At 64.0% G+C, this 18,094-nt stretch carries 15 protein-coding genes; 6 read left to right on the top strand and 9 right to left on the bottom strand.

The features are described from left to right. Nucleotides 1-15: 15 nt before the first annotated feature. The 8 genes from VGN93_RS25955 to VGN93_RS25920 all read right to left on the bottom strand — a co-directional run bounded on the left by VGN93_RS25955 (nt 16) and on the right by VGN93_RS25920 (nt 8,625). Nucleotides 16-996, bottom strand: coding sequence for an oligopeptide/dipeptide ABC transporter ATP-binding protein (locus VGN93_RS25955; RefSeq protein WP_327509855.1), 981 nt, complete (start codon nt 994-996; stop codon nt 16-18). Then, complete coding sequence (locus VGN93_RS25950) at nt 993-2,015, bottom strand: ABC transporter ATP-binding protein (protein ID WP_327509854.1); 1,023 nt, start codon at nt 2,013-2,015, stop codon at nt 993-995. Before VGN93_RS25950 ends, VGN93_RS25955 begins: the two co-directional genes overlap by 4 nt. Nucleotides 2,016-2,018: 3 nt before the next feature. Then, nucleotides 2,019-2,990 carry an ABC transporter permease gene (locus VGN93_RS25945; protein WP_327509853.1) on the bottom strand — a complete coding sequence of 324 codons (972 nt, stop codon included), beginning with the start codon at nt 2,988-2,990 and terminating at the stop codon, nt 2,019-2,021. A gap of 11 nt (nt 2,991-3,001) precedes the next feature. Next, complete coding sequence (locus tag VGN93_RS25940; RefSeq protein ID WP_327509852.1) at nt 3,002-4,030, bottom strand: ABC transporter permease; 1,029 nt, start codon at nt 4,028-4,030, stop codon at nt 3,002-3,004. A gap of 76 nt (nt 4,031-4,106) precedes the next feature. After that, nucleotides 4,107-5,804 (bottom strand): ABC transporter substrate-binding protein, encoded by a 1,698-nt coding sequence (locus tag VGN93_RS25935; RefSeq protein ID WP_327509851.1) that lies wholly within the window; start codon nt 5,802-5,804, stop codon nt 4,107-4,109. Between the two features lie 75 nt (nt 5,805-5,879). Beyond that, nucleotides 5,880-6,773, bottom strand: a complete 894-nt coding sequence (locus VGN93_RS25930) for a proline iminopeptidase-family hydrolase (RefSeq protein WP_327509850.1) — start codon at nt 6,771-6,773, stop codon at nt 5,880-5,882. 26 nt (nt 6,774-6,799) lie between these two features. After that, complete coding sequence (locus VGN93_RS25925) at nt 6,800-7,390, bottom strand: ANTAR domain-containing response regulator (protein ID WP_327509848.1); 591 nt, start codon at nt 7,388-7,390, stop codon at nt 6,800-6,802. Then, entirely contained in the window at nt 7,387-8,625 is a 1,239-nt protein-coding gene (locus tag VGN93_RS25920) for a transporter substrate-binding protein (RefSeq protein WP_327509847.1), read from the bottom strand. Before VGN93_RS25920 ends, VGN93_RS25925 begins: the two co-directional genes overlap by 4 nt. A 334-nt stretch (nt 8,626-8,959) precedes the next feature. Between VGN93_RS25920 and VGN93_RS25915 the strand changes: the two genes are divergently transcribed. The 6 genes from VGN93_RS25915 (at nt 8,960) to VGN93_RS25890 (ending at nt 16,844) form a co-directional block, all read left to right on the top strand. Continuing rightward, nucleotides 8,960-9,883, top strand: coding sequence for a LysR substrate-binding domain-containing protein (locus VGN93_RS25915; RefSeq protein ID WP_319312442.1), 924 nt, complete (start codon nt 8,960-8,962; stop codon nt 9,881-9,883). A 192-nt stretch (nt 9,884-10,075) separates the two neighbouring features. Next, entirely contained in the window at nt 10,076-10,996 is a 921-nt protein-coding gene (locus VGN93_RS25910) for an ABC transporter permease (protein ID WP_319312445.1), read from the top strand. After that, nucleotides 10,962-11,852: an ABC transporter permease gene (locus tag VGN93_RS25905; RefSeq protein WP_327509845.1), complete on the top strand. Its 891-nt coding sequence runs from the start codon at nt 10,962-10,964 to the stop codon at nt 11,850-11,852. Before VGN93_RS25910 ends, VGN93_RS25905 begins: the two co-directional genes overlap by 35 nt. Nucleotides 11,853-11,888: 36 nt before the next feature. Then, nucleotides 11,889-13,460, top strand: coding sequence for an ABC transporter substrate-binding protein (locus VGN93_RS25900; protein WP_327509844.1), 1,572 nt, complete (start codon nt 11,889-11,891; stop codon nt 13,458-13,460). 136 nt (nt 13,461-13,596) lie between these two features. After that, a complete protein-coding gene (gene argH, locus VGN93_RS25895) occupies nt 13,597-15,123 on the top strand; it encodes an argininosuccinate lyase (RefSeq protein ID WP_327509843.1) in 1,527 nt (508 codons plus the stop codon). Between the two features lie 32 nt (nt 15,124-15,155). Continuing rightward, nucleotides 15,156-16,844, top strand: coding sequence for an ABC transporter ATP-binding protein (locus VGN93_RS25890; RefSeq protein ID WP_327509842.1), 1,689 nt, complete (start codon nt 15,156-15,158; stop codon nt 16,842-16,844). Between the two features lie 104 nt (nt 16,845-16,948). On the opposite strand, the gene VGN93_RS25885 is transcribed toward VGN93_RS25890, so the two are convergent. After that, nucleotides 16,949-17,968 carry a LacI family DNA-binding transcriptional regulator gene (locus VGN93_RS25885; RefSeq protein ID WP_327509841.1) on the bottom strand — a complete coding sequence of 340 codons (1,020 nt, stop codon included), beginning with the start codon at nt 17,966-17,968 and terminating at the stop codon, nt 16,949-16,951. Nucleotides 17,969-18,094: the final 126 nt, after the last annotated feature.

Below are 18,094 nucleotides of genomic sequence, written 5' to 3'. Positions count from 1 at the left end.
CTGATGCCGAGGGGGTCAGTCCAGCGGAAAATGGCAGGCCACCTTGCGGCCCGTCGCAATGGCGGCGAGCTCGGGGCGCTGTTCCCGGCAGATGTCCTTCGCGTAGGGACAACGGGTGGAGAACTTGCAGCCGGGGGGCGGCGAGAGCGGGCTTGGAATTTCGCCCGAAAGCAGGATGCGCTCGCGCTTGCCCCGGTTGTGGGGCTGCGGAATGGCCGACAGCAGCGCGCGCGTATAGGGGTGGTGCGGCTTTGCATAGAGCGCGTCCGTCTCGCCCGTCTCGGCGATCGAACCGAGATACATCACCGCCACCCGCGTCGAGACATGGCGTACCACGGCCAGGTCGTGGGCGATGAAGACATAGGTGAGGTTCAGCCGTTCGCGCAACTCGTCGAAGAGGTTCACCACCTGCGCCTGCACCGAAACGTCGAGTGCGGAGACCGGTTCGTCCGCGACGATCAGCTTCGGCTCCACGGCAAGGGCGCGCGCAATGCCGATGCGCTGGCGCTGGCCGCCGGAAAACTCGTGCGGGTAGCGGTCGAGATACTCTCGCCGCAGGCCGACGAGTTCCATGAGTTCTTGCAACCGCTCCTCGACAGCAGCCCCTTCGCGGATGCGGTGCACGTGCAGCACCTCGGACAGCATGTCGCGGATGCGTCGGCGCGGATTGAGCGAGGCGGAGGGATCCTGGAAGATCATCTGCATCTTGCGTCGCACCGGCTTCAGGGTTGCCGCGTCTGCCTTCGCAATGTCCTGCCCGTCGAAGGTGAGGTCGCCCGACGTGATGTCGTAGAGCCGGGTGAGGCACCGGCCCAGCGTGGATTTTCCGCTGCCGGATTCGCCGACGAGGCCGAGAGTTTCGGTGGGGTAGACGTCGAGATCGATGGCATCCACCGCATGCAGGACACGGCCCGAGCCGGGGCGCATGGTCTTGCCGACGACGAAATTCTTGGTGAGCTTGCGGGCGGAAAGCAATGCAGGGGTTTCGGACCTCATGCGAGTTCCTCCTGCGGAAGGGCGGCGCGGCGGAGTGCAGGTCGCTCGTCATCGTCGATAACGCAAAGTGCCGACTGTCCGCCGACCTTGCGCAGTGGCGGCCTCTCGGCGCAGATGGGCCGGGCAAAGGCGCAGCGCGGTGCAAAACCGCAGCCGTCCGGAACCGTCTCGGGCGTCGGCGGCATGCCGGGGATCGAGCGCAATTTGGTGAGCCGTGGCCCGGTCAGCGGCGGAATGGAGGCCATGAGGCCCCAGGTGTAGGGGTGGAGCGGCGCCGAGAAGATTTCCTCGGTGCGCCCGCGCTCGACGATGCGCCCGGCATACATCACCGCCACCTGTTCGGCGACCTCGGCTACGACGCCCATGTCGTGGGTGATGAGGATGATGGCGGAGCCGAAATCCTTGCGCAGGCGCAGAAGCAGGTCGATCACCTGGGCCTGCACGGTCACGTCGAGGGCCGTGGTCGGCTCGTCGGCAACGAGGAGGACCGGATTGCAGGAGAGCGCCATGGCGATGACGGCGCGCTGGCGCATGCCGCCGGACAATTGATGCGGATAACGGTCGACCGCCTCGCCCGGATTGGACAGGCCGACCTCGCCGAGCAGTTCGATGGCGCGGCGGCGGGCGGCTCGGGCCGATATATTTTCGTGCGCGCGGATCTGTTCGGCGATCTGCCAGCCGATCGTGTAGACCGGCGTCATCGCCGTCATCGGGTCCTGCGAGATCAGGCCGATCTCCCTGCCGCGGATCGCCCGCATCTGGCTTGCCGGCAGGTCGAGGATCGTCTTTCCGCGAAAGGACACCGCACCTTCCACGTGGGTAGATTTCCTGTCGTGCAGGCCGAGCAGGGAGAGCAGCGTCACCGATTTGCCGGAGCCCGATTCACCGACGATCGAGAGGATTTCGCCCTCATGGACGCGGAACGAGACGTCGCGCACGGCCTGTACCAGGCCGCGATCGCTGGCAAAGGACACCGACAGCCCGTTGACGTCGAGGAGGATTGGTTTGTCCTGCACCATGCGTCAGTTTCCCCTGACCCGTGGGTCGATCAGCACATAGACCACGTCGACCAGCGCATTGGCGACGACGACGAAGAACGAGGCGTACATCACGGTGCCGAGGATCATCGGCAGGTCGAGATTGAGCAGCGCCTGGTAGGTGAGGCGGCCGACGCCGTTGAGGCCGAAGACGACCTCCGTCAACAAGGCGGCGCCGCCGACCAGCACGCCGAAATCGAGCCCGAACATGGTGACGAAGGGAATGAGCGACGTGCGCAGCGCATGGCGGAACATGACGCGCGCTGGCGACAGGCCCTTGGCGCGGGCGGTGCGGATGAAGTCTTCCTGATAGGCCTCGACGAGGTTGGCGCGCAGCACCCGGCCGTAGATGCCGATATAGAGGGCGGCCAGCGTGAACCATGGAATGACCAGCGTCTTGAACCAGCCGGCGGGATCTTCCATCAGCGGCTTGTAGCCGAGTGCGGGCACCCAGGAGAACATCCAGGTGTCGTGGAAACGGCTCTGGCTGATCAGGTTCATCACCTCGCCCAGCCAGTAGACCGGCATGGACACCCCGATCAGCGCGAGTGCCATCAGGCCACGATCGATCAATGTGTCGCGCGTCAGGGCCGCGATCACGCCGACAAAGATGCCGCCGACGATCCAGAGTATGGCGGCGCCGGCCACGAGCGAGATCGTGACGGGCGCTGCGGCGACCACGGCCGGCACGATGCGATAGCCGCGGTTGACGAAGGAGGTGAGGTCCTGCGTCACGAAGAGCCGCTTCATCATGACCACATATTGCACGGGGAGCGGACGGTCGAAGCCGAATTCCTTGCGGATGGCCTCGACGGTCTCCTGCGAGGCATTGCGGCCGGCAAGACGGGCGGCGGGGTCGGAGCCGGGGGTGGCGAAGAAGATGAGGAAGACGAGCGCGGAGATGCCGAACATCACGAAAAGCATCTGGCCGAGGCGCTGCAGGATGGCGAAAAACATGAAAAGCCTCCTCAGACCAGTTTCGTGCGCGGATCGAGCGCGTCACGCAGGCTGTCGCCCAAGACGTTGAGAGACAGCACCGTCAGGACGATGGCGATGCCGGGCGCCAATGCCACGACGGGCCGTGTGTAGAGCAGGGTCTGGCCGTCCTGGATGATCGTGCCCCAGCTCGCATCCGGCGCCTGCACGCCGATCGACAGGAAGGAGAGCGAGGATTCCGTGATGATGTTGAGCCCCATCATCAGTGGGACGAAGACGATGAGCATGGTCGAGACATTGGGCAGGATATCGTGCAGCAGGATGCGCCAGGCCGGAATGCCGAGCCCGCGCGCCGCCAGCACGAATTCGCTCTGCTTCAACGACAGCACGCGGCCGCGCAAGGGGCGCGCGACATAGGGCACGTAGATGATGCCGATGATGAAGATCGGCAACAGCAGGCTGTCGGAGCCGATCTCTATCGGGCCGATGACGATGCCTTGGGAAATCAGCACGATGGAGAGCGAGATCGCCAGCAGGTAGACCGGGAACGCCCAGAGAATATCGAGGATGCGAGACAGGATCTTGTCCACCCAGCCGCCGAAGAAGCCGGCGGAAATGCCGACAAGGGCGGCAAGACAGAGACAGATGACGGTGGCGGATGCGGCGATCAGCAGCGAGTTGCGCCCGCCATAAAGCAGGCGGGCGGCGACGTCGCGGCCCTGCGTGTCGGCGCCGAGCATATATTGCGCCCCCCAGGTCGGCCCGATCGGCGTGACGCCGAGGCCGAGCCCCTCCGTCGAGGCCTGCATCACCTTCACGCGCTTGCCATCGACCATGATGCGCGCGCTGAGATTGGAGCGGAACGGATCGGTGCCGGAGACGTAGCTGGCATAGAGGGGGGCAGCGAGGGTCGACAGGATGATCAGCACGAACACCGCGGCTGCGAGCAGCGTCGCGCGGTCACGCTTCAGGATATGCCAGGCGCGCCGCCAGGGGCCCGAGGACGGGCGGGAGGAGACGGCTGGCGCGTCGATGCGTGTTGCCTCTGTGATATCGGTCATCTGTTTCCTGATCGGCTCGATGCGGCGTGCGGGCGGCAATTGTCTTGCCGCCCGCCGAGGCTTTTTCAGGTGGGCCTCACTTCACCCAGGACTGCGAGGTGATCCAGCGGTTCTGCTTGTTGAACAGATAGTTGCCGAGCCGTGCCGAGGTGAAGTTCACGCTTTTCGGCGTGAAGAGCGGTGCGATCGGCGACTGTTCCATGAAGCCCTTGTCGACCTCCGCCCATTTGGCATTCGCCGCATCGGCATCCGTCAGCGCAAGGGTCATCGCTTCCTTCATCTTGGCATCGAGTTCCTTGTTGCAGTAGCCCGAAATGTTGATCGAGGCGTCGCTGCCCGGCGTGAACGAGGCGCAGGAGAGCAGCACGTTCAGGAAGTTCGAAGCGGCCGGATAGTCCATGTACCACTGCGAGATGCTGATTTGGACGTTGTTGCTGGTGTTCTGGATGTAGGTGAACTGGATGTTCGGCGAGACGGCCTTCATCGAGGCATCGTAGCCGAGCTCCGACAGCACGCTCTGGATATAGGTGCCGACGCCGCGCGAGGTCGCGTTATCCTCGGCAATGACCGTGACCTTCTGGCCCTTCGTGCCGGATTCCTCGACGAGCTGCTTGGCCTTCTCCATGTCGGCGCCGATCCATTCCGGGCTTGCCTCCGTGGTGTAGAGGCAATCGTCGACATGGCCGGGGAAATCCGGCGGCAGGATCTGGCAGGTCGGCTGGGCGAGGACCTCGCCGCCGAACAGGCCGACCAGCGCATCGCGATCGAGCGCGTAGTTCACCGCCTGGCGCACCTTGATGTTGTCGAAGGGCGCGAGATTGGTGTTCATCGGCGCGTACCAGAAGGCGGCAAGCGGGTCGATATGGACCTGGCTGGCATATTTCGCGCCGATTTCCGGCAGGCGGTCGGAGGGCGGCGTGTCGTACATCCAGTCGATCTGGCCGTTGATGATCGCGTTGATCATCGCCTCCTCGGTCAGGCCGAACTTGTAGATGATCTCGTCGGCATAGCCGTCCGGCTGGGCATCCGCGCTCCACTCCTTGAAGTGCGGATTGCGCTTCATGACGAGCTGTTCGGTGGGGTTGTAGCTCTCGAAATAATAGGCGCCCGTGCCGGCAATCGGCGTCGTGCCGGCATCCGTCAGCGGCGCATCGGCCGGCAGGATGGAGGCGTGCGGAACGGCGAGCTTGGAGAAGATCTCCGAATCCGGCGCGGTGAGGTTGATCGTCACCGTGCCGGCCGCATCGTCGCCCACCACCCCGCCGTCGAGCGTGCAGGTCGCGGCATCCGCGATGCATTTGTCGGAGCCGACGATGCCGTTGTAGAAGCTGCCGGTGGTCGGGCCCTTGACCTTGAAGATGCGCTGGAAGGAGGCGACCACGTCGGCCGGCGTCACGTCCTTGCCGTTGGAGAACTTGATGCCCTTGCGGATCTTGAAGACATAGGTCTTGCCGTCATTGGTCGGCTGGGGGATTTCTTCCGCGATCGCGGGCACGATCTCGAAGCCATCGGTGCCGCCGGCCTGCTTGAACTTGACGAGGCCGTCATAGGTCATCTGGTAGATCTGCCAGTATTGGGCGGTGTAGTTGATCATCGGATCGATCGTGCCGGCGGCCGAGACGGCGGCGAGCGTCATCGTGCCGCCGCGGTGTTTGGCCATCAGGTCGGCACGCTCGTCGGCCAGAACGGGGCTGGAGAGCGCCGTCTGCGCAAGCAGGATGCCGGCGGCAAGGAGGCCGGCTCGGCGGATGGAAGGTTTCAGATCTATGGTCATGATGCGGTTTCCCTCTGGTTTTCTGGTGGTCGGTGATCGCGCCCTTGGGGCGCGCGGTTTCTTCTTCTGGAATGGTCAGGGTGCCTTTTCGTCGAGGAAGCCGGCGACTTCGGCCATGCAGGCCTCGCGCTCCTCGACATGCGGCATGTGGCTCGACTGTTCGAAGATGCGCCAGCGCACGTCCGGGATCTCGTCCGCATAGGGCTGGACGCAGGCCTCCGTCGCCTCGTCGAAGCGGCCGGAGATCAGCAGCGTCGGGGCTTCGATGGTCGCAAGCCGGCCGACGATCGACCAATCCTTCATCGTGCCGATGACGTGGAATTCGTTCGGGCCGTTCATCGTGTGGTAGACGGTCGGGTCGTCGGCAATGGCATCGAAGGTGCGCTTGACCTCCGGCGGCATGGGCACGACGCGGCAGACATGGCGCTGGTTGAAGACCTCCGTCGCCTCCATGTACTCGGCGCTGTCGGTGGTTTCGGCCTGTTCGTGGCGAAGCAGCGTCGCCTGAACCTCCGGCGGCAAGGCGTCGCGCAAGCGGTTGGCTTCCGAGACCCAAGTCGTCATGGCGGCCGGCGAGTTGGCGATGACGAGCGCCTTCAGGCCCGCGGGGCGCTCCCGGGCGAACTCGGCCCCCAGCATGCCGCCCCAGGACTGGCCGAGCAGGCAATAGGCATCGCGGATGCCGAGATGGTCGATCAGGTTGTGCAGCTCGGTCCGGAAGAAATCGACCGTCCAGAAGTCACCACCCTTTTCCGGCAGGTGGGTCGACTTGCCGTTGCCCACCTGGTCGTAGTGGATGACGGCGCGGCCGGTCGCGGCTATGTCCTTGAAACTGTCGACATAGTCATGCGTGCAGCCCGGTCCGCCATGGGCGACGATGAGCGGCGGCTTGCCGGAGGTCAGATCCCCCGTGATGCGGTACCAGGTCTTGTAGTCCCCGTACGGGGCGTAGCCTTCAGTGATCGACACGCGTCATGCTCCTTCTCCCTTGTCCTTCAGGCGCCGCTTTTCGTGCGCCGGTCGTCGCGGCAGATGGCGTCTGCCGTCTCTTCGATGGTCATGCCCCAATCCATGGCGATCTTGCGCAGGCGCTTCCACGCGCCGGCCTCGTCGAGCCCATCCTGCTGCAACAGCCGAAGGATCGCCCGCACGACGATCGGCCGCTGGCGCAGCCTGTCTTCAAGGGCGCGGATGTCGTCGGCCTGGTTGCGGGCGATCTGGTAGGCATGGGTGGCGATCAGCAGCGCGCTATAGGCGCCGGTGGAGCCGATGGGCTTGAGCAGATGGGCATTGGAGCCCTGCGCCAGCGCCCATTCGATGCGGCCGGGCGCCTCGGAGCCGATGAGCGCGATCATCGGCATGGGCGCAAAACCGGGCGGCCAGGGGAACTGGCCGTCATGGCCCATATCCGCATCGAAAAAGACGATATCGCTTGCCGCATCCGCCCCGTCGATCTGCGGCCAGACGACGTTGACGCGGATGTGCAGCAGTTCGAGCTGCCGTTTCAGGGCATCCACGGAGGGGTGCTCCCGGTGCAGGATGACGGCGCGCCATGTCGCCAAGGCAGGGCGGTCTGCGCGGCTCATTTGATCACCTTCAAGATGTTGTCGGCTGGTGTTCCGCCGACGGCGTCCGCCCCGTCGGCGGCAAGCGGCTGGCTGAGCGAATGCACCAGATAGGGATCGGCCTCGACCGGGTTTGCGGCGCTGTGGAAAATCTCGAATTCGCCGTCCGCATTCGAGATCGCCAGGTGCGGGCGTAGCGCCGCATGGTGGGTGCGCGGATTGATGGCGATGGGGCCGAGCGGCGTGTCGAACAGCCGGGAGGTGACGACGCGGCGGATCGCGTCCGGCGCGTCGGTCGCCGCATCCTGCATGGCCTGGGCAAGGATCGAGACGCTCATATAGGCGGCCACGAAAGGCGTCGTCAGCCGGTGGTCGCTGCCGTGACGCGGCGCCATGCGCGCCTTGAAATCCCGGTTTTCGGTGGTGTCCAGCCGATTGAAATAGGGCGATGCCGAAATGTGCCCGGCAGAGGCCGAAGATGTGAGGCCGCCAAGCTCGATCTCACAAAGGTTGCAGGCGACCACCGGCGCGGCGGACGGATCTCCGTCGCGCAGCCGGTCATAGGCGGCAAGGAAGGCCGTGGCCGATTCACCGACCAGGTTGCTCAGGATGAAGTCAGGCTTCTTCTGCGCGATTTCCGCAATCAGGTGATCGACCTCGACGGAACCGAGCGGAACGAAGCGCTCGGACACCACCTGGCCGCCGACCGCTTCGGTCATCTCACGGGCAATGCGGCTGATTTCCCAACCCCAGATGTAGTTCGAGCCGACAATGAAGGGGCGGCGCCCATAGCGCGGCAGGACATGGTCGAACAGCGGCAGCAGATGCTGGTTGGGACAGGCGCCGAGATAGATGGCGCTGTCGCTCGCCTCGTAGCCCTCATAGGGAAAGGCATACCAGAGAAGCGCGCCATGGCGCTCGATTGCCGGCAGCACGTCCTTGCGGCTCCACGAGGTGATCGTGCCGATGACATGGCGACAGCCGTGCTGGCGGATCGCCGCCTCGGAAAGCAGCGTATAGCGCTCCGCCCGCCCGGCCGGGTCGTCGATCTTCGGCTCGATGCGGAAGGAGAAGGCGGCATCCGCATTGATCTCGGATATGGCCGCAAAGGCGCCGGCAACGGCTTCCCGGCCGACGGCCGCATAGGCTCCGGTCGTCGAATAGAGGATGGAAACCGGCACGGTCTCGCGCTTCATCGCGACCGTCCGCTCGGCAGCGGCTGCCCGCTCCATTCCGCGTTCATCGGCATGTCCCATGGCTTCATTGCCCGGTTCCCGTCCACGCTTGCGCCTCGACGCATGAGATCAGCGGAGTGCCCGAAACAAAAAAACCCCGCACCGCAGGACCTGCGGTATCGGGGCTCGTTTGCCGTGGCAGTTTCTGCCGTTTTCGAAGAAAAAGCTAGAATACGGCCGCTTTGTAGTCAATTGTTTTCTTTGCATAAATAAAAGGCCGGTTGCATCTCTTGCGAGCGGTCCTTTGCCCCGATAATGAGCTTGCCGCTCGCCGCGACAATGCCCAAAGTTGTTGGTATCCATCGGGCTTGGCAATAGGATTCGCCCGCGGCTTGCGTGACCAGGGAAAGCGTCGATGCATCTCAATCCAAGGCAGATCGAAGCATTCCGGGTCGTGATGATGACCGGGAGCATGACGGTCGCGGCCGAGTTGCTGCGCATCACCCAGCCGGCGGTGAGCCGCCTGATCAAGGACCTCGAAGCCGATCTCGAATTCCGCTTGTTCCGGCGCGATGGCAACCGGCTGATACCGACCCAGGAGGGAACGATCCTCTTTGCCGAGGTCGACCGCTTCTTCGCCGGCTTCGACCGGATCGAGAAGATCGCGGCCAATCTGCGCCAGACCCGATCCGGGTCGCTGCGCATCGCGGCGATCGGCTCGCTTTCCCTGAGCTGCATGACGGAGGCCATCCGGCAATTCCATGCGGACCGGCCGGCCGTCGACGTGACGCTCGAAAGCCTGAATTCCCTGTCGATCCTCGAACTCGTCGCCGGCCGCCATTTCGACATCGGCTTTGCGCAGGTGGGCGGGGAATTTCCGGGCGTCGACCTGAGCCCCATGCCGCCCGTCGAGGCGGTCTGCGTCATTCCCGCCGACTATGAGATCGCCAGGAAGCCGGTCATCGTGCCGGAGGATTTGCGCGACCTGCCCTTCATTTCGCTTGGCAAGAACAGTCCTTTCCGCCTGAAGGTGGACCGGACCTTCGAGGCCGCCGGCGTTCGCCGGCACGAGATTCTCGAAACCTCGCTCGCGGCAAGCGTCGTCGCCTTCGTGACGTCGAGGCTGGGCGTCTCGGTTGTCGATCCTTTCTCCGCAACCGCCTTCGCGAGCGACCGCTTCGTCATGCGGCCTTTCCGGCCGGCCCTGACTTTCGACATCCTGGCCGTCACGCCGAGCCATCATCATAACTCCAGATTGAGCAACGAGTTCGTCCGCATCACACGGGTGTTGTTCAGGCAGATTCATGCCGCGAATTCGTCTGCCGGCGACGCGGCATAGGCGGGAATCCCGGCGACAGCCCGGCCGGCGCGAAGCAGCGATAAGCGAAGCGAATACAAGAGCTTGCCGTGGCATTTCATCCTATCCGCATAACATTTTGTTATGGAGGCAGTAGGACTCCTGCAGTTGAACAGACGGGCGCTCTCAATAAAACTGTCATCAAGCTGAAAAATAAGAGAAGGGGCGCCGAGTATGGCGAACTATATAATCAGACGCCTTCTGATGCTGATACCGATGCTGCTGGGAGTATCGGTCGCTGTATTTCTCGTTCTGCATCTCATTCCAGGTGATCCTGCACGAATGGCTGCCGGACCGGATGCGAGCGAGGCCGACATCGAGCAAATCCGCGTCAATCATGGCCTCGACAAGCCGATTGTCGTTCAGTACGGCATCTATCTGGAAAAGATTATTCGCGGTGATCTTGGAGAATCCTTCCAGACACTCGCACCGGTGACGGAAGGCATCGCCCGGACTTTTCCGGCAACGCTCGAACTCGCCGTGGCGGGCATGCTGATCGCGGTCGTTCTCGGCGTGCCGATCGGTATCTATTCCGCGCTCCATCCGCGCGGCACGGCGGACCGGCTGGTCACGAGCCTTGCGGTGCTGGGCATCTCGATGCCGGGCTTTTTCCTCGGCCTCGTCCTGATGCTGGTCTTCGCGTCGATGCTCAACTGGTTGCCGCCGACGGGGCGGGGGAGTTTTGCCCATCTCGTCCTGCCCAGCCTTACGCTCGGCCTGCCCTATGTGGCGAGTTTCGCAAGGCTGACGCGCTCCAGCATGCTCGATGTCTTTTCCGAAGACTTCATCCGCACGGCGCGCGCCAAGGGCCTCTCCTGGCGCAAGCTCACCTATCGCCATGCGCTGCGCAATGCCTCGATCCCGCTCGTCACGATGCTGGGGCTGGATTTCGGCCGCCTGCTCGGCGGCGCGGTGATCGTCGAGAAGGTTTTCGCCTGGCCCGGCATGGGCCGCTACATGGTCGATGCGATCATGGTCCGCGACATCTATGTCGTGCAGGGGACCATCCTCGTCTTCGCCGCCTCCGTTGTCGTCATCAATCTGCTGGTGGATGTTATCTATGGCGCCCTTGACCCTCGCATCGTCTACTCCTGACCCCAGGCGGCGTCAGGGTTTCCTCGGCTACCTCATCCGCCGCAGGAACTACACGGTGCTCGCCGCCGCCGCCGTCATGGTCGTCTTCGTCGCCGCCGCACTCGCCGCACCGCTCCTCTACGACTGGGAGACGACGACCCGCGTGGTGCTCGACAAGGCCCTGCTGCCGCTCTCGATGGCCTATCCGCTCGGCACCGACGAACTCGGTCGCGACATGGTCGCCCGCCTGGTCTGGGGCGCCCGCATCACGCTCGTCGTCGGCGTCGTCAGTGTTGCGATCGCCATGGTGGTCGGCGTCGTCGTCGGCGCGCTGTGCGGCTACTACGAGAACTGGCTCTCCAGCACCGTCATGCGGCTGATGGACTTCATGATCGCCTTTCCGCGTACGCTCTTCGCGATCATCATCGTGACGATCTTCGGCTCCGGCGTCGTCAGCCTCATCCTCGCCATCGGCATTTCCACGGTGCCGGCGAATGTGCGGCTCTTCCGCGGCCCGGTGCTGGCGCTGAAGCGCCGCCAGTTCACGACGGCGGCCAAGGCGCTCGGCGCGAAGGATTCGAGCATTCTCTTCTCGCACATCCTGCCGAACACCATGTCGCTGGTCATCATCCAGGGCACGCTGTCGCTCGCCGAAGCGATCCTGATCGGGGCGGGGCTGAGCTTCCTCGGCCTCGGGCCACAGCCGCCGACGCCGGAATGGGGCGCGATGATCGCCGCCTCGCGGGCGCATATCACGAGCCATCCGCACGTGATCCTCGTGCCCGGCCTTGCGCTCTTCCTGGTGATCCTGAGCTTCAACCTCGTGGGCGATGCGCTGCGCGACTACATCGATCCGCGCTCGAAGAAGGCGCTCTGAGACCAACCGCATATCAAACCAAGAAAAGAGGGAACCATGTCCAATCCATTCTCCATGACACGCCGAACCCATATCAAGCTGGCGCTCGCGCTCTTCGCCTCCGTTGCGCTGCCGATCGGTGCCGCAGCCCAGCAGGGCCTCGAATTGCGCATCGTCCAGGGCGCCGACGTCGATACGCTCGATCCCGCGGTTTCGCGCTCGACGCCGTCGCAGCTCGTCTTCAACAATATCTTCTCGACACTCGTGCGCTGGAAAGACACCAAGCTCACCGAACTCGTGCCGGACCTGGCGGAATCCTGGACGAGGAGCGAGGACGGCCTGAAGTGGACCTTCAATCTGCGTAAGGACGTGAAATTCCACGACGGCACGCCCTTCGATGCGGAAGCGGTGAAGTTCAACATCGAGCGCATTCTCGATCCCGCACTCGGCTCGCCCAACCGGTCGCTGTTCACCGGCATTTCCAGGGTGACCGTGGTCGATCCGCTGACGGTGGAAATCGAGACGAAGGAGCCGTCGCCGATCCTGCTCGAGACGCTGGCCGACGAATATTCGTCGATGAACAGCCCGACGGCCGTCAAGGGCGCCGGCCGGGCCTATTCCCGCAAGCCCGTGGGCACCGGCCCCTATGTGTTTTCGGAATGGATCCCGGGCCAGAGCCTGACGCTGACGCGCAACCCCGACTATTTCGGCACGCCCGGCAAGGTCGAGACCATGACCTTCCGGCCGGTTCCGGAAGCGGGCGCACGGCTGATCGAGCTTCAGACCGGCAATGCGGATATCGCGCTCAACATCGCGCCGGAATCGGCGGGCGAGCTGAAACAGGGCGACGGTGCGACGCTTGTCGAGGCGCCGAGCTCGTTTCAGATCTTCTTCGAACTCAACACGACGAAGCCGCCCTTCAACGATCCGCGCCTGCGCCTCGCCATCAACCAAGCCATCGATCGCCAGGCAATCATCGACAAGATCCTCGGCGGCTACGGCAAGGTGCCGGAAGGCATATTCCCGGAAGGCGTGCAGGGTCGTGTCCAGCAGGCCGCCTATGCCTACGACCCCGACAAGGCGAAGGCGATCTTCGCGGAAGCCTTCCCCGGCGGTTTCAAGGAGAAGGTCGTCATCTGGACCAGCGCCGGCCGCTACATGAAGGACAAGGAGGTGGCGGAGACCGTGCAGAGCTATCTCAACGCGATCGGGCTTGAGACCGAGTTCAAGGTCTGGGAATGGGCGACCTACCAGAAGACGCTCTACCGGGCCGAGGAAGGCGGAACCGGCAAGGGGACGAACGAAGCGAACATGTGGCTGCTCGGCACGGGCGTCACCAATGCCGACTGGCGCCTGCACCGCAAGTTCTACTCCTCCGACAGCTCGAACCTCACGGGCTACAACAATCCCAGGGTCGACGCGCTGATGGACATGGCGGCGACCGAGATGAACTACGACGCCCGCATGAAAGCCTATGGCGACGTGCAGGCGATCGTCTGGAACGAGGCGCCGAACGCGCTTTCGCTCTTCGACCAGGTGCAGTTGATCGGGGTCGGGCCCGGCATCAAGGGCCTCGAGATCTTCGGCGACGAGATCGTGCGGCTCGACCAGGTTACCAAGGAAGAATAGGCCGCCCGGCATCAAAACCTAAACCGATCCGCCGCGCTTTCGGCCCGCGGCGGGTTTCAGAAGAGAAACAATCGGGGCCGTCGTGGCCGCCGACGGCGGAGCCATGCCTTTGCCGAATACAGATGCTGGATTTGAGATGACGATGAACAAGCCGGTGGGCGAGCACGAGACCCTTCTGACCGAGGCCCGCCTTGGCACGCCTCCCTCGCAGGCGCTGATCAAATACCACGACATTCCGGCGCTTGCCCGGGAGAAGCGCCAGTTCCGCGAGTTCAACGCGGTCGACAGGGCCCATACGGTGATGCTCGCCGAACAGGGCATCCTGCCGCCCGCGGTGGCCGGCCTTATCCTTGAGGGTCTTGTCGAGATCCGCGGCATGGACCCGGAGACCTTCCCGATGGATCCGATGAAAGGCAGTTTTCTGCTGCAGATCGAATCCTTCCTCTTCGCGCGCATGAGCGAGGATGTCGGCGGCCAGATGCATACCGGGCGCAGCCGCATCGACCAGGGAGCGACCGTGCGCCGGCTCTACAAGCGCAACCGGCTTCTCGCCGTGCTCGACCGGATGAACGGGTTTCGCGCGGCGCTCATCGACAAGGCGGCCCTTCATTCGCATGCCATCATGCCGGGCTACACCCATATGCAGCAGGCGCAGCCCTGGGTCTTCGGGCACTATCTGCTCAGCATCGTCAGCCGGCTCGATGATGATTTCGACCGGCTGGTCGAAGCCTATGCCCGGGTGAACCTCAATCCGCTCGGCGCGGTCGGCCTTTCCGGCACGTCCTGGCCGCTCGACCGCCGGCGCACGACGGAGCTTCTGGGCTTCGGCGGCCTCATCGACAATTCGAAGCTCGGCCGCGAGGCCTTCTACGCCGCCGAGGCGATCGCCGCCCTTTCCTTCGTCATGTCGACGCTGAACGACCTTGCGACCGACCTGCACATCTGGTCGAGCACGGAATTCGGTTTCGTCGAATCGGACGATGCCTATTGCGGCACGAGCAGCATCTTCCCGCAGAAGAAGAATCCCGCCGGCCTCGAAACCGTGAAGAAGGCGGCGGGCGGCGCCATCACCTGGCTTGCCACGGCGCTCGCCACCTTCCGCGCGGAAGGCACCGGTGACCAGGCGGTGCGCGACCTGCCGCTCATCGACGACGCCTTCGATACGGTGGAGGGCGTGCTCGATCTCTTCACCGGCATCATCGAGACGCTGATCGTGCACGAGAAGCGCATGCGCGCCGCCCTCGACGGCAGCTGGTGCACGGCAAGCAACCTAGCCGATGTCATCGTGCGCGAGACCGGCCTTTCCTTCCGCCAGGTCCACCACGCCGTCGCGAGACTCGTGCGGATAGCGCTTGCGGAGAAGATCACGCCGGAGACCGTTACCGCGCAGCTTCTCGATCGTGCGGCAGAGGAGACCCTCGGGCGAAGGCTCGGCATGGACGAGACAATGCTGCGCACGGCGCTCGATCCCGATATTTTCGTGAAGACCCGCATGACGGTCGGCAGCGTTGCGCCCAGCGAGATCGACCGCATGGTCGAGGTCGCGCGCGGCAGGCTTGCCAGCGGTCTTGGCTGGCACCGCGCTGAAAATGCCCGCATAGCGACGGCGAGCGCCAAGCTGGACGCCGCAACGGACGCCATTCTGGTTGCCCATCGCCAGTGATTGGTGGAAGCTGGACAAAGAGGTTTAAAACAATGGCACCTGAAAAGGGTACTGACGATCTGCTCGTCATCCACGGCCTGAGCGTCGATTTCATCACGATCGACGGCGAGGTTTCGGCCGTGAAGGACGTGTCGTTCAGCCTGAAAAAGGGCGAGACGCTGGCGCTGGTCGGCGAATCCGGCTCGGGCAAGTCGATCACGGCGCTGTCGATCCTGCAATTGCTGCCCTATGCGGTGAAGAGCAGGATCGCCGGCACCATCCGCTTTGCCGGTCGCGACATCATCGGTGCGGCGGAAAGCGACCTGGAGCGGTTGCGCGGCAACAAGATCGCCATGGTCTTCCAGGAACCGATGACCTCGCTCAACCCGCTTCAGACGCTGGAAAAGCAGATAGGCGAGGTGCTGGCGCTGCACAAGGGATTGCGCGGCGAGGCGGCGCGCAAGCGCATCCTCGAACTGATGCATCTCGTCGGCCTGCCGCAGCCGGAAAAGCGGCTCAACGCCTATCCGCACGAGCTTTCGGGCGGCCAGCGCCAGCGCGTGATGATCGCCATGGCGCTCGCCAACGAGCCCGACCTGCTGATCGCCGACGAGCCGACCACAGCACTCGACGTCACCGTGCAGGCGCAGATCCTCAAGCTCCTGAAAGACCTCCAGAAGCGCTTCGGCATGGCGCTGCTCCTCATCACCCACGATCTCGGCGTGGTGCGCAAGATGGCGGACCGGATCTGCGTGATGAACAAGGGGGTGATCGTCGAGGCCGGCAGGACGGCGCAGATCTTCGATGCGCCCCGGCATGCCTATACCAGACACCTGCTCGATTCCGAGCCGAAGGGAAGCCCCGTAAAGCCCGGTCCCAACGCGCCGGTCGTGCTGGAAGCGCGCGACATGAAGGTCTGGTTCGCGATCCGGGGCGGGTTCCTGCGCCGTGTCGTCGACCATGTGAAGGCGGTGGACGGCATCGACGTGACGGTGCGGCGCGGGCAGACCGTCGGTGTCGTCGGCGAGAGCGGCTCCGGCAAGTCGACGCTCGGCAACGCCATCCTGCGCCTCGTCAATTCGCAGGGCTCCATCCTTTATCGGGGCAGGGACGTGCAGGGCCTATCCCGCGAGGAATTGCGGGCGCTGCGGCGGGAAGTCCAGATCGTCTTTCAGGACCCCTACGGCTCGCTGAGCCCGCGCAAATCGGTCGCGAACATCATCGGCGAAGGCCTGAGGATCCATGGTATCGGGAGCTCGGAGGCCGAGCGCGACGCCATGATCGCGGCGATCCTCGACGAGGTGGGTCTCGACCCCGCCGTCCGCCACCGTTTCCCGCACGAATTCTCCGGCGGCCAGCGCCAGCGCATCGCGATCGCCCGGGCGATGATCCTGAAGCCGAGCTTCGTCGTGCTGGACGAGCCGACCTCGGCGCTCGACATGTCGATCCAGACCCAGATCATCGACCTGCTGCGCGATCTCCAGAAGAAACACGACCTCGCCTATCTCTTCATCAGCCACGACCTGAAGGTGGTGAAGGCGCTCTGCGACGAGATCATCGTGATGAAATCGGGCAAGGTCGTCGAACGCGGACCCGCGGAGCGCATTTTCTCGGTGCCGCAGGAGCAGTATACGCAGGACCTGCTGAAGGCCGCGTTCGACGTCGTTGCCGACAGCGAAACCGAGACCGCAAAACGACCGGGTTTCGAGGTGGTGCGTGCGACGGCAGCGGCTGGCAACTAGAGTATGTCCGGTTCAGACTGAACCGGACATACTCTGGTTTCTTTTGTTTTCGTTTGTCTTTTCGGGAAAACCGGTTCCCGCTTTTCCCTGACACACTCTAAAGGTCAGCCCATCTTCTCGACGATCGGCGGAATCTGCACGACGGTCAGCTCCGTCGCCCCTGAATCGATGATTCCGAAGACCGCTTCCAGCATTTTCGGCACGTCCTGGCGCACCATCTCGATATGATCGCCGAGCATGGCGACGAAGGGGTCCCAGTCGAAGCAGCCGAGTTGCGGCACGCGGTCGGCATAGTGGCCGGAGCGGCGGATCCAGCGCATGACGCCTTCCAGCGAAATCGTCGAGTTGACGAACATGCCGCGCGGCAGCGGGCTCATGCGCTCGGCGAGTTGCCGCATGGCGTTTTCCGCCTTTTCGGGGGCATATCCGACCGCTTGCACGAGCGTTTCGTCGAACGCGACGCCGGCCTCCGCATGGGCATCGCGAAAACCGCGCACGCGCTCCACCGTGTTGTGGTCGGTGCCGCGGCCGCCGACGAAGAGGAGAGGGGTCTTCTCGCCATATTCCTTCTCGCAATTGGCAAGCACCCGGCGCGTCAGCGCCAGCGCGCCGCCGTAATTGTCGGAGATGACCGAGGGCGCGCGCGCGCCGGGCAGGTCGAGATTGATGGTGCGCACGCCGGCGGCAGCGCACAGTTCCATGACGCGGTCCGGATCCGTGGCGCCGGTCGCGATCAGGCAGTCGACCTGGTAGGACAGCATGGTGCGCGCGGCTTCCAGCTCCAGAGCCGGGTCGCGCATCGTGCAGGTGATGATCGGAAACAGGCCGCGTTCGCGGGCCAGCGCCTCGAACTGTTCGACGATCGAGCCGAAATAGCGGTTGTCGTATTTCGGCACGATCATGCCGATGATTTTCGACCGCTCGCGGCGCAGCACGCTCGCCTGCATGTTGAGCGCGTAGCCCTGTTCCTCGGCGAGCTTGGTGATCTTTTCGGCGAGCTTCACGCTAATGCGGCGCTTCTTCCAGTTGCCGTTCAAAACGGCGCTGACGGCGCTGGCCGAGGTGCCCGCCAGCTCTGCCAGATCATAGATGGTCGTCCTTTTCGTCTGCGTCGTCCGCTTCACATTTCCTCTCCGTTTCGAGAGCCACCTTGACACCAATGATGATTGGTGGCAATTCTTGCTTCATCGATTGAGCAGGCTTGCTTCATCGATGAAGTTGCCTGAACAGCAAGGCTGACCCAAGGGAGG

The sequence above is a fragment of the Shinella sp. genome (assembly GCF_035998705.1).
Classification (GTDB): Bacteria; Pseudomonadota; Alphaproteobacteria; order Rhizobiales; family Rhizobiaceae; genus Shinella.
The sequence above is the reverse complement of the archived record's forward strand: the minus strand, read 5'-3'. Positions and strand labels throughout refer to the sequence as shown.

Bases quoted from the DNA above. Each gene is read 5' to 3' on its own strand.
- VGN93_RS25955 (WP_327509855.1), bottom strand. From the start codon at position 996: ATGAGGTCCGAAACCCCTGCATTGCTTTCCGCCCGCAAGCTCACCAAG.
- VGN93_RS25950 (WP_327509854.1), bottom strand. From the start codon at position 2,015: ATGGTGCAGGACAAACCAATCCTCCTCGACGTCAACGGGCTGTCGGTG.
- VGN93_RS25945 (WP_327509853.1), bottom strand. From the start codon at position 2,990: ATGTTTTTCGCCATCCTGCAGCGCCTCGGCCAGATGCTTTTCGTGATG.
- VGN93_RS25940 (WP_327509852.1), bottom strand. From the start codon at position 4,030: ATGACCGATATCACAGAGGCAACACGCATCGACGCGCCAGCCGTCTCC.
- VGN93_RS25935 (WP_327509851.1), bottom strand. From the start codon at position 5,804: ATGACCATAGATCTGAAACCTTCCATCCGCCGAGCCGGCCTCCTTGCC.
- VGN93_RS25925 (WP_327509848.1), bottom strand. From the start codon at position 7,390: ATGAGCCGCGCAGACCGCCCTGCCTTGGCGACATGGCGCGCCGTCATC.
- VGN93_RS25920 (WP_327509847.1), bottom strand. From the start codon at position 8,625: ATGGGACATGCCGATGAACGCGGAATGGAGCGGGCAGCCGCTGCCGAG.
- VGN93_RS25915 (WP_319312442.1), top strand. From the start codon at position 8,960: ATGCATCTCAATCCAAGGCAGATCGAAGCATTCCGGGTCGTGATGATG.
- VGN93_RS25910 (WP_319312445.1), top strand. From the start codon at position 10,076: ATGGCGAACTATATAATCAGACGCCTTCTGATGCTGATACCGATGCTG.
- VGN93_RS25905 (WP_327509845.1), top strand. From the start codon at position 10,962: ATGGCGCCCTTGACCCTCGCATCGTCTACTCCTGACCCCAGGCGGCGT.
- VGN93_RS25900 (WP_327509844.1), top strand. From the start codon at position 11,889: ATGTCCAATCCATTCTCCATGACACGCCGAACCCATATCAAGCTGGCG.
- argH (WP_327509843.1), top strand. From the start codon at position 13,597: ATGACGATGAACAAGCCGGTGGGCGAGCACGAGACCCTTCTGACCGAG.
- VGN93_RS25890 (WP_327509842.1), top strand. From the start codon at position 15,156: ATGGCACCTGAAAAGGGTACTGACGATCTGCTCGTCATCCACGGCCTG.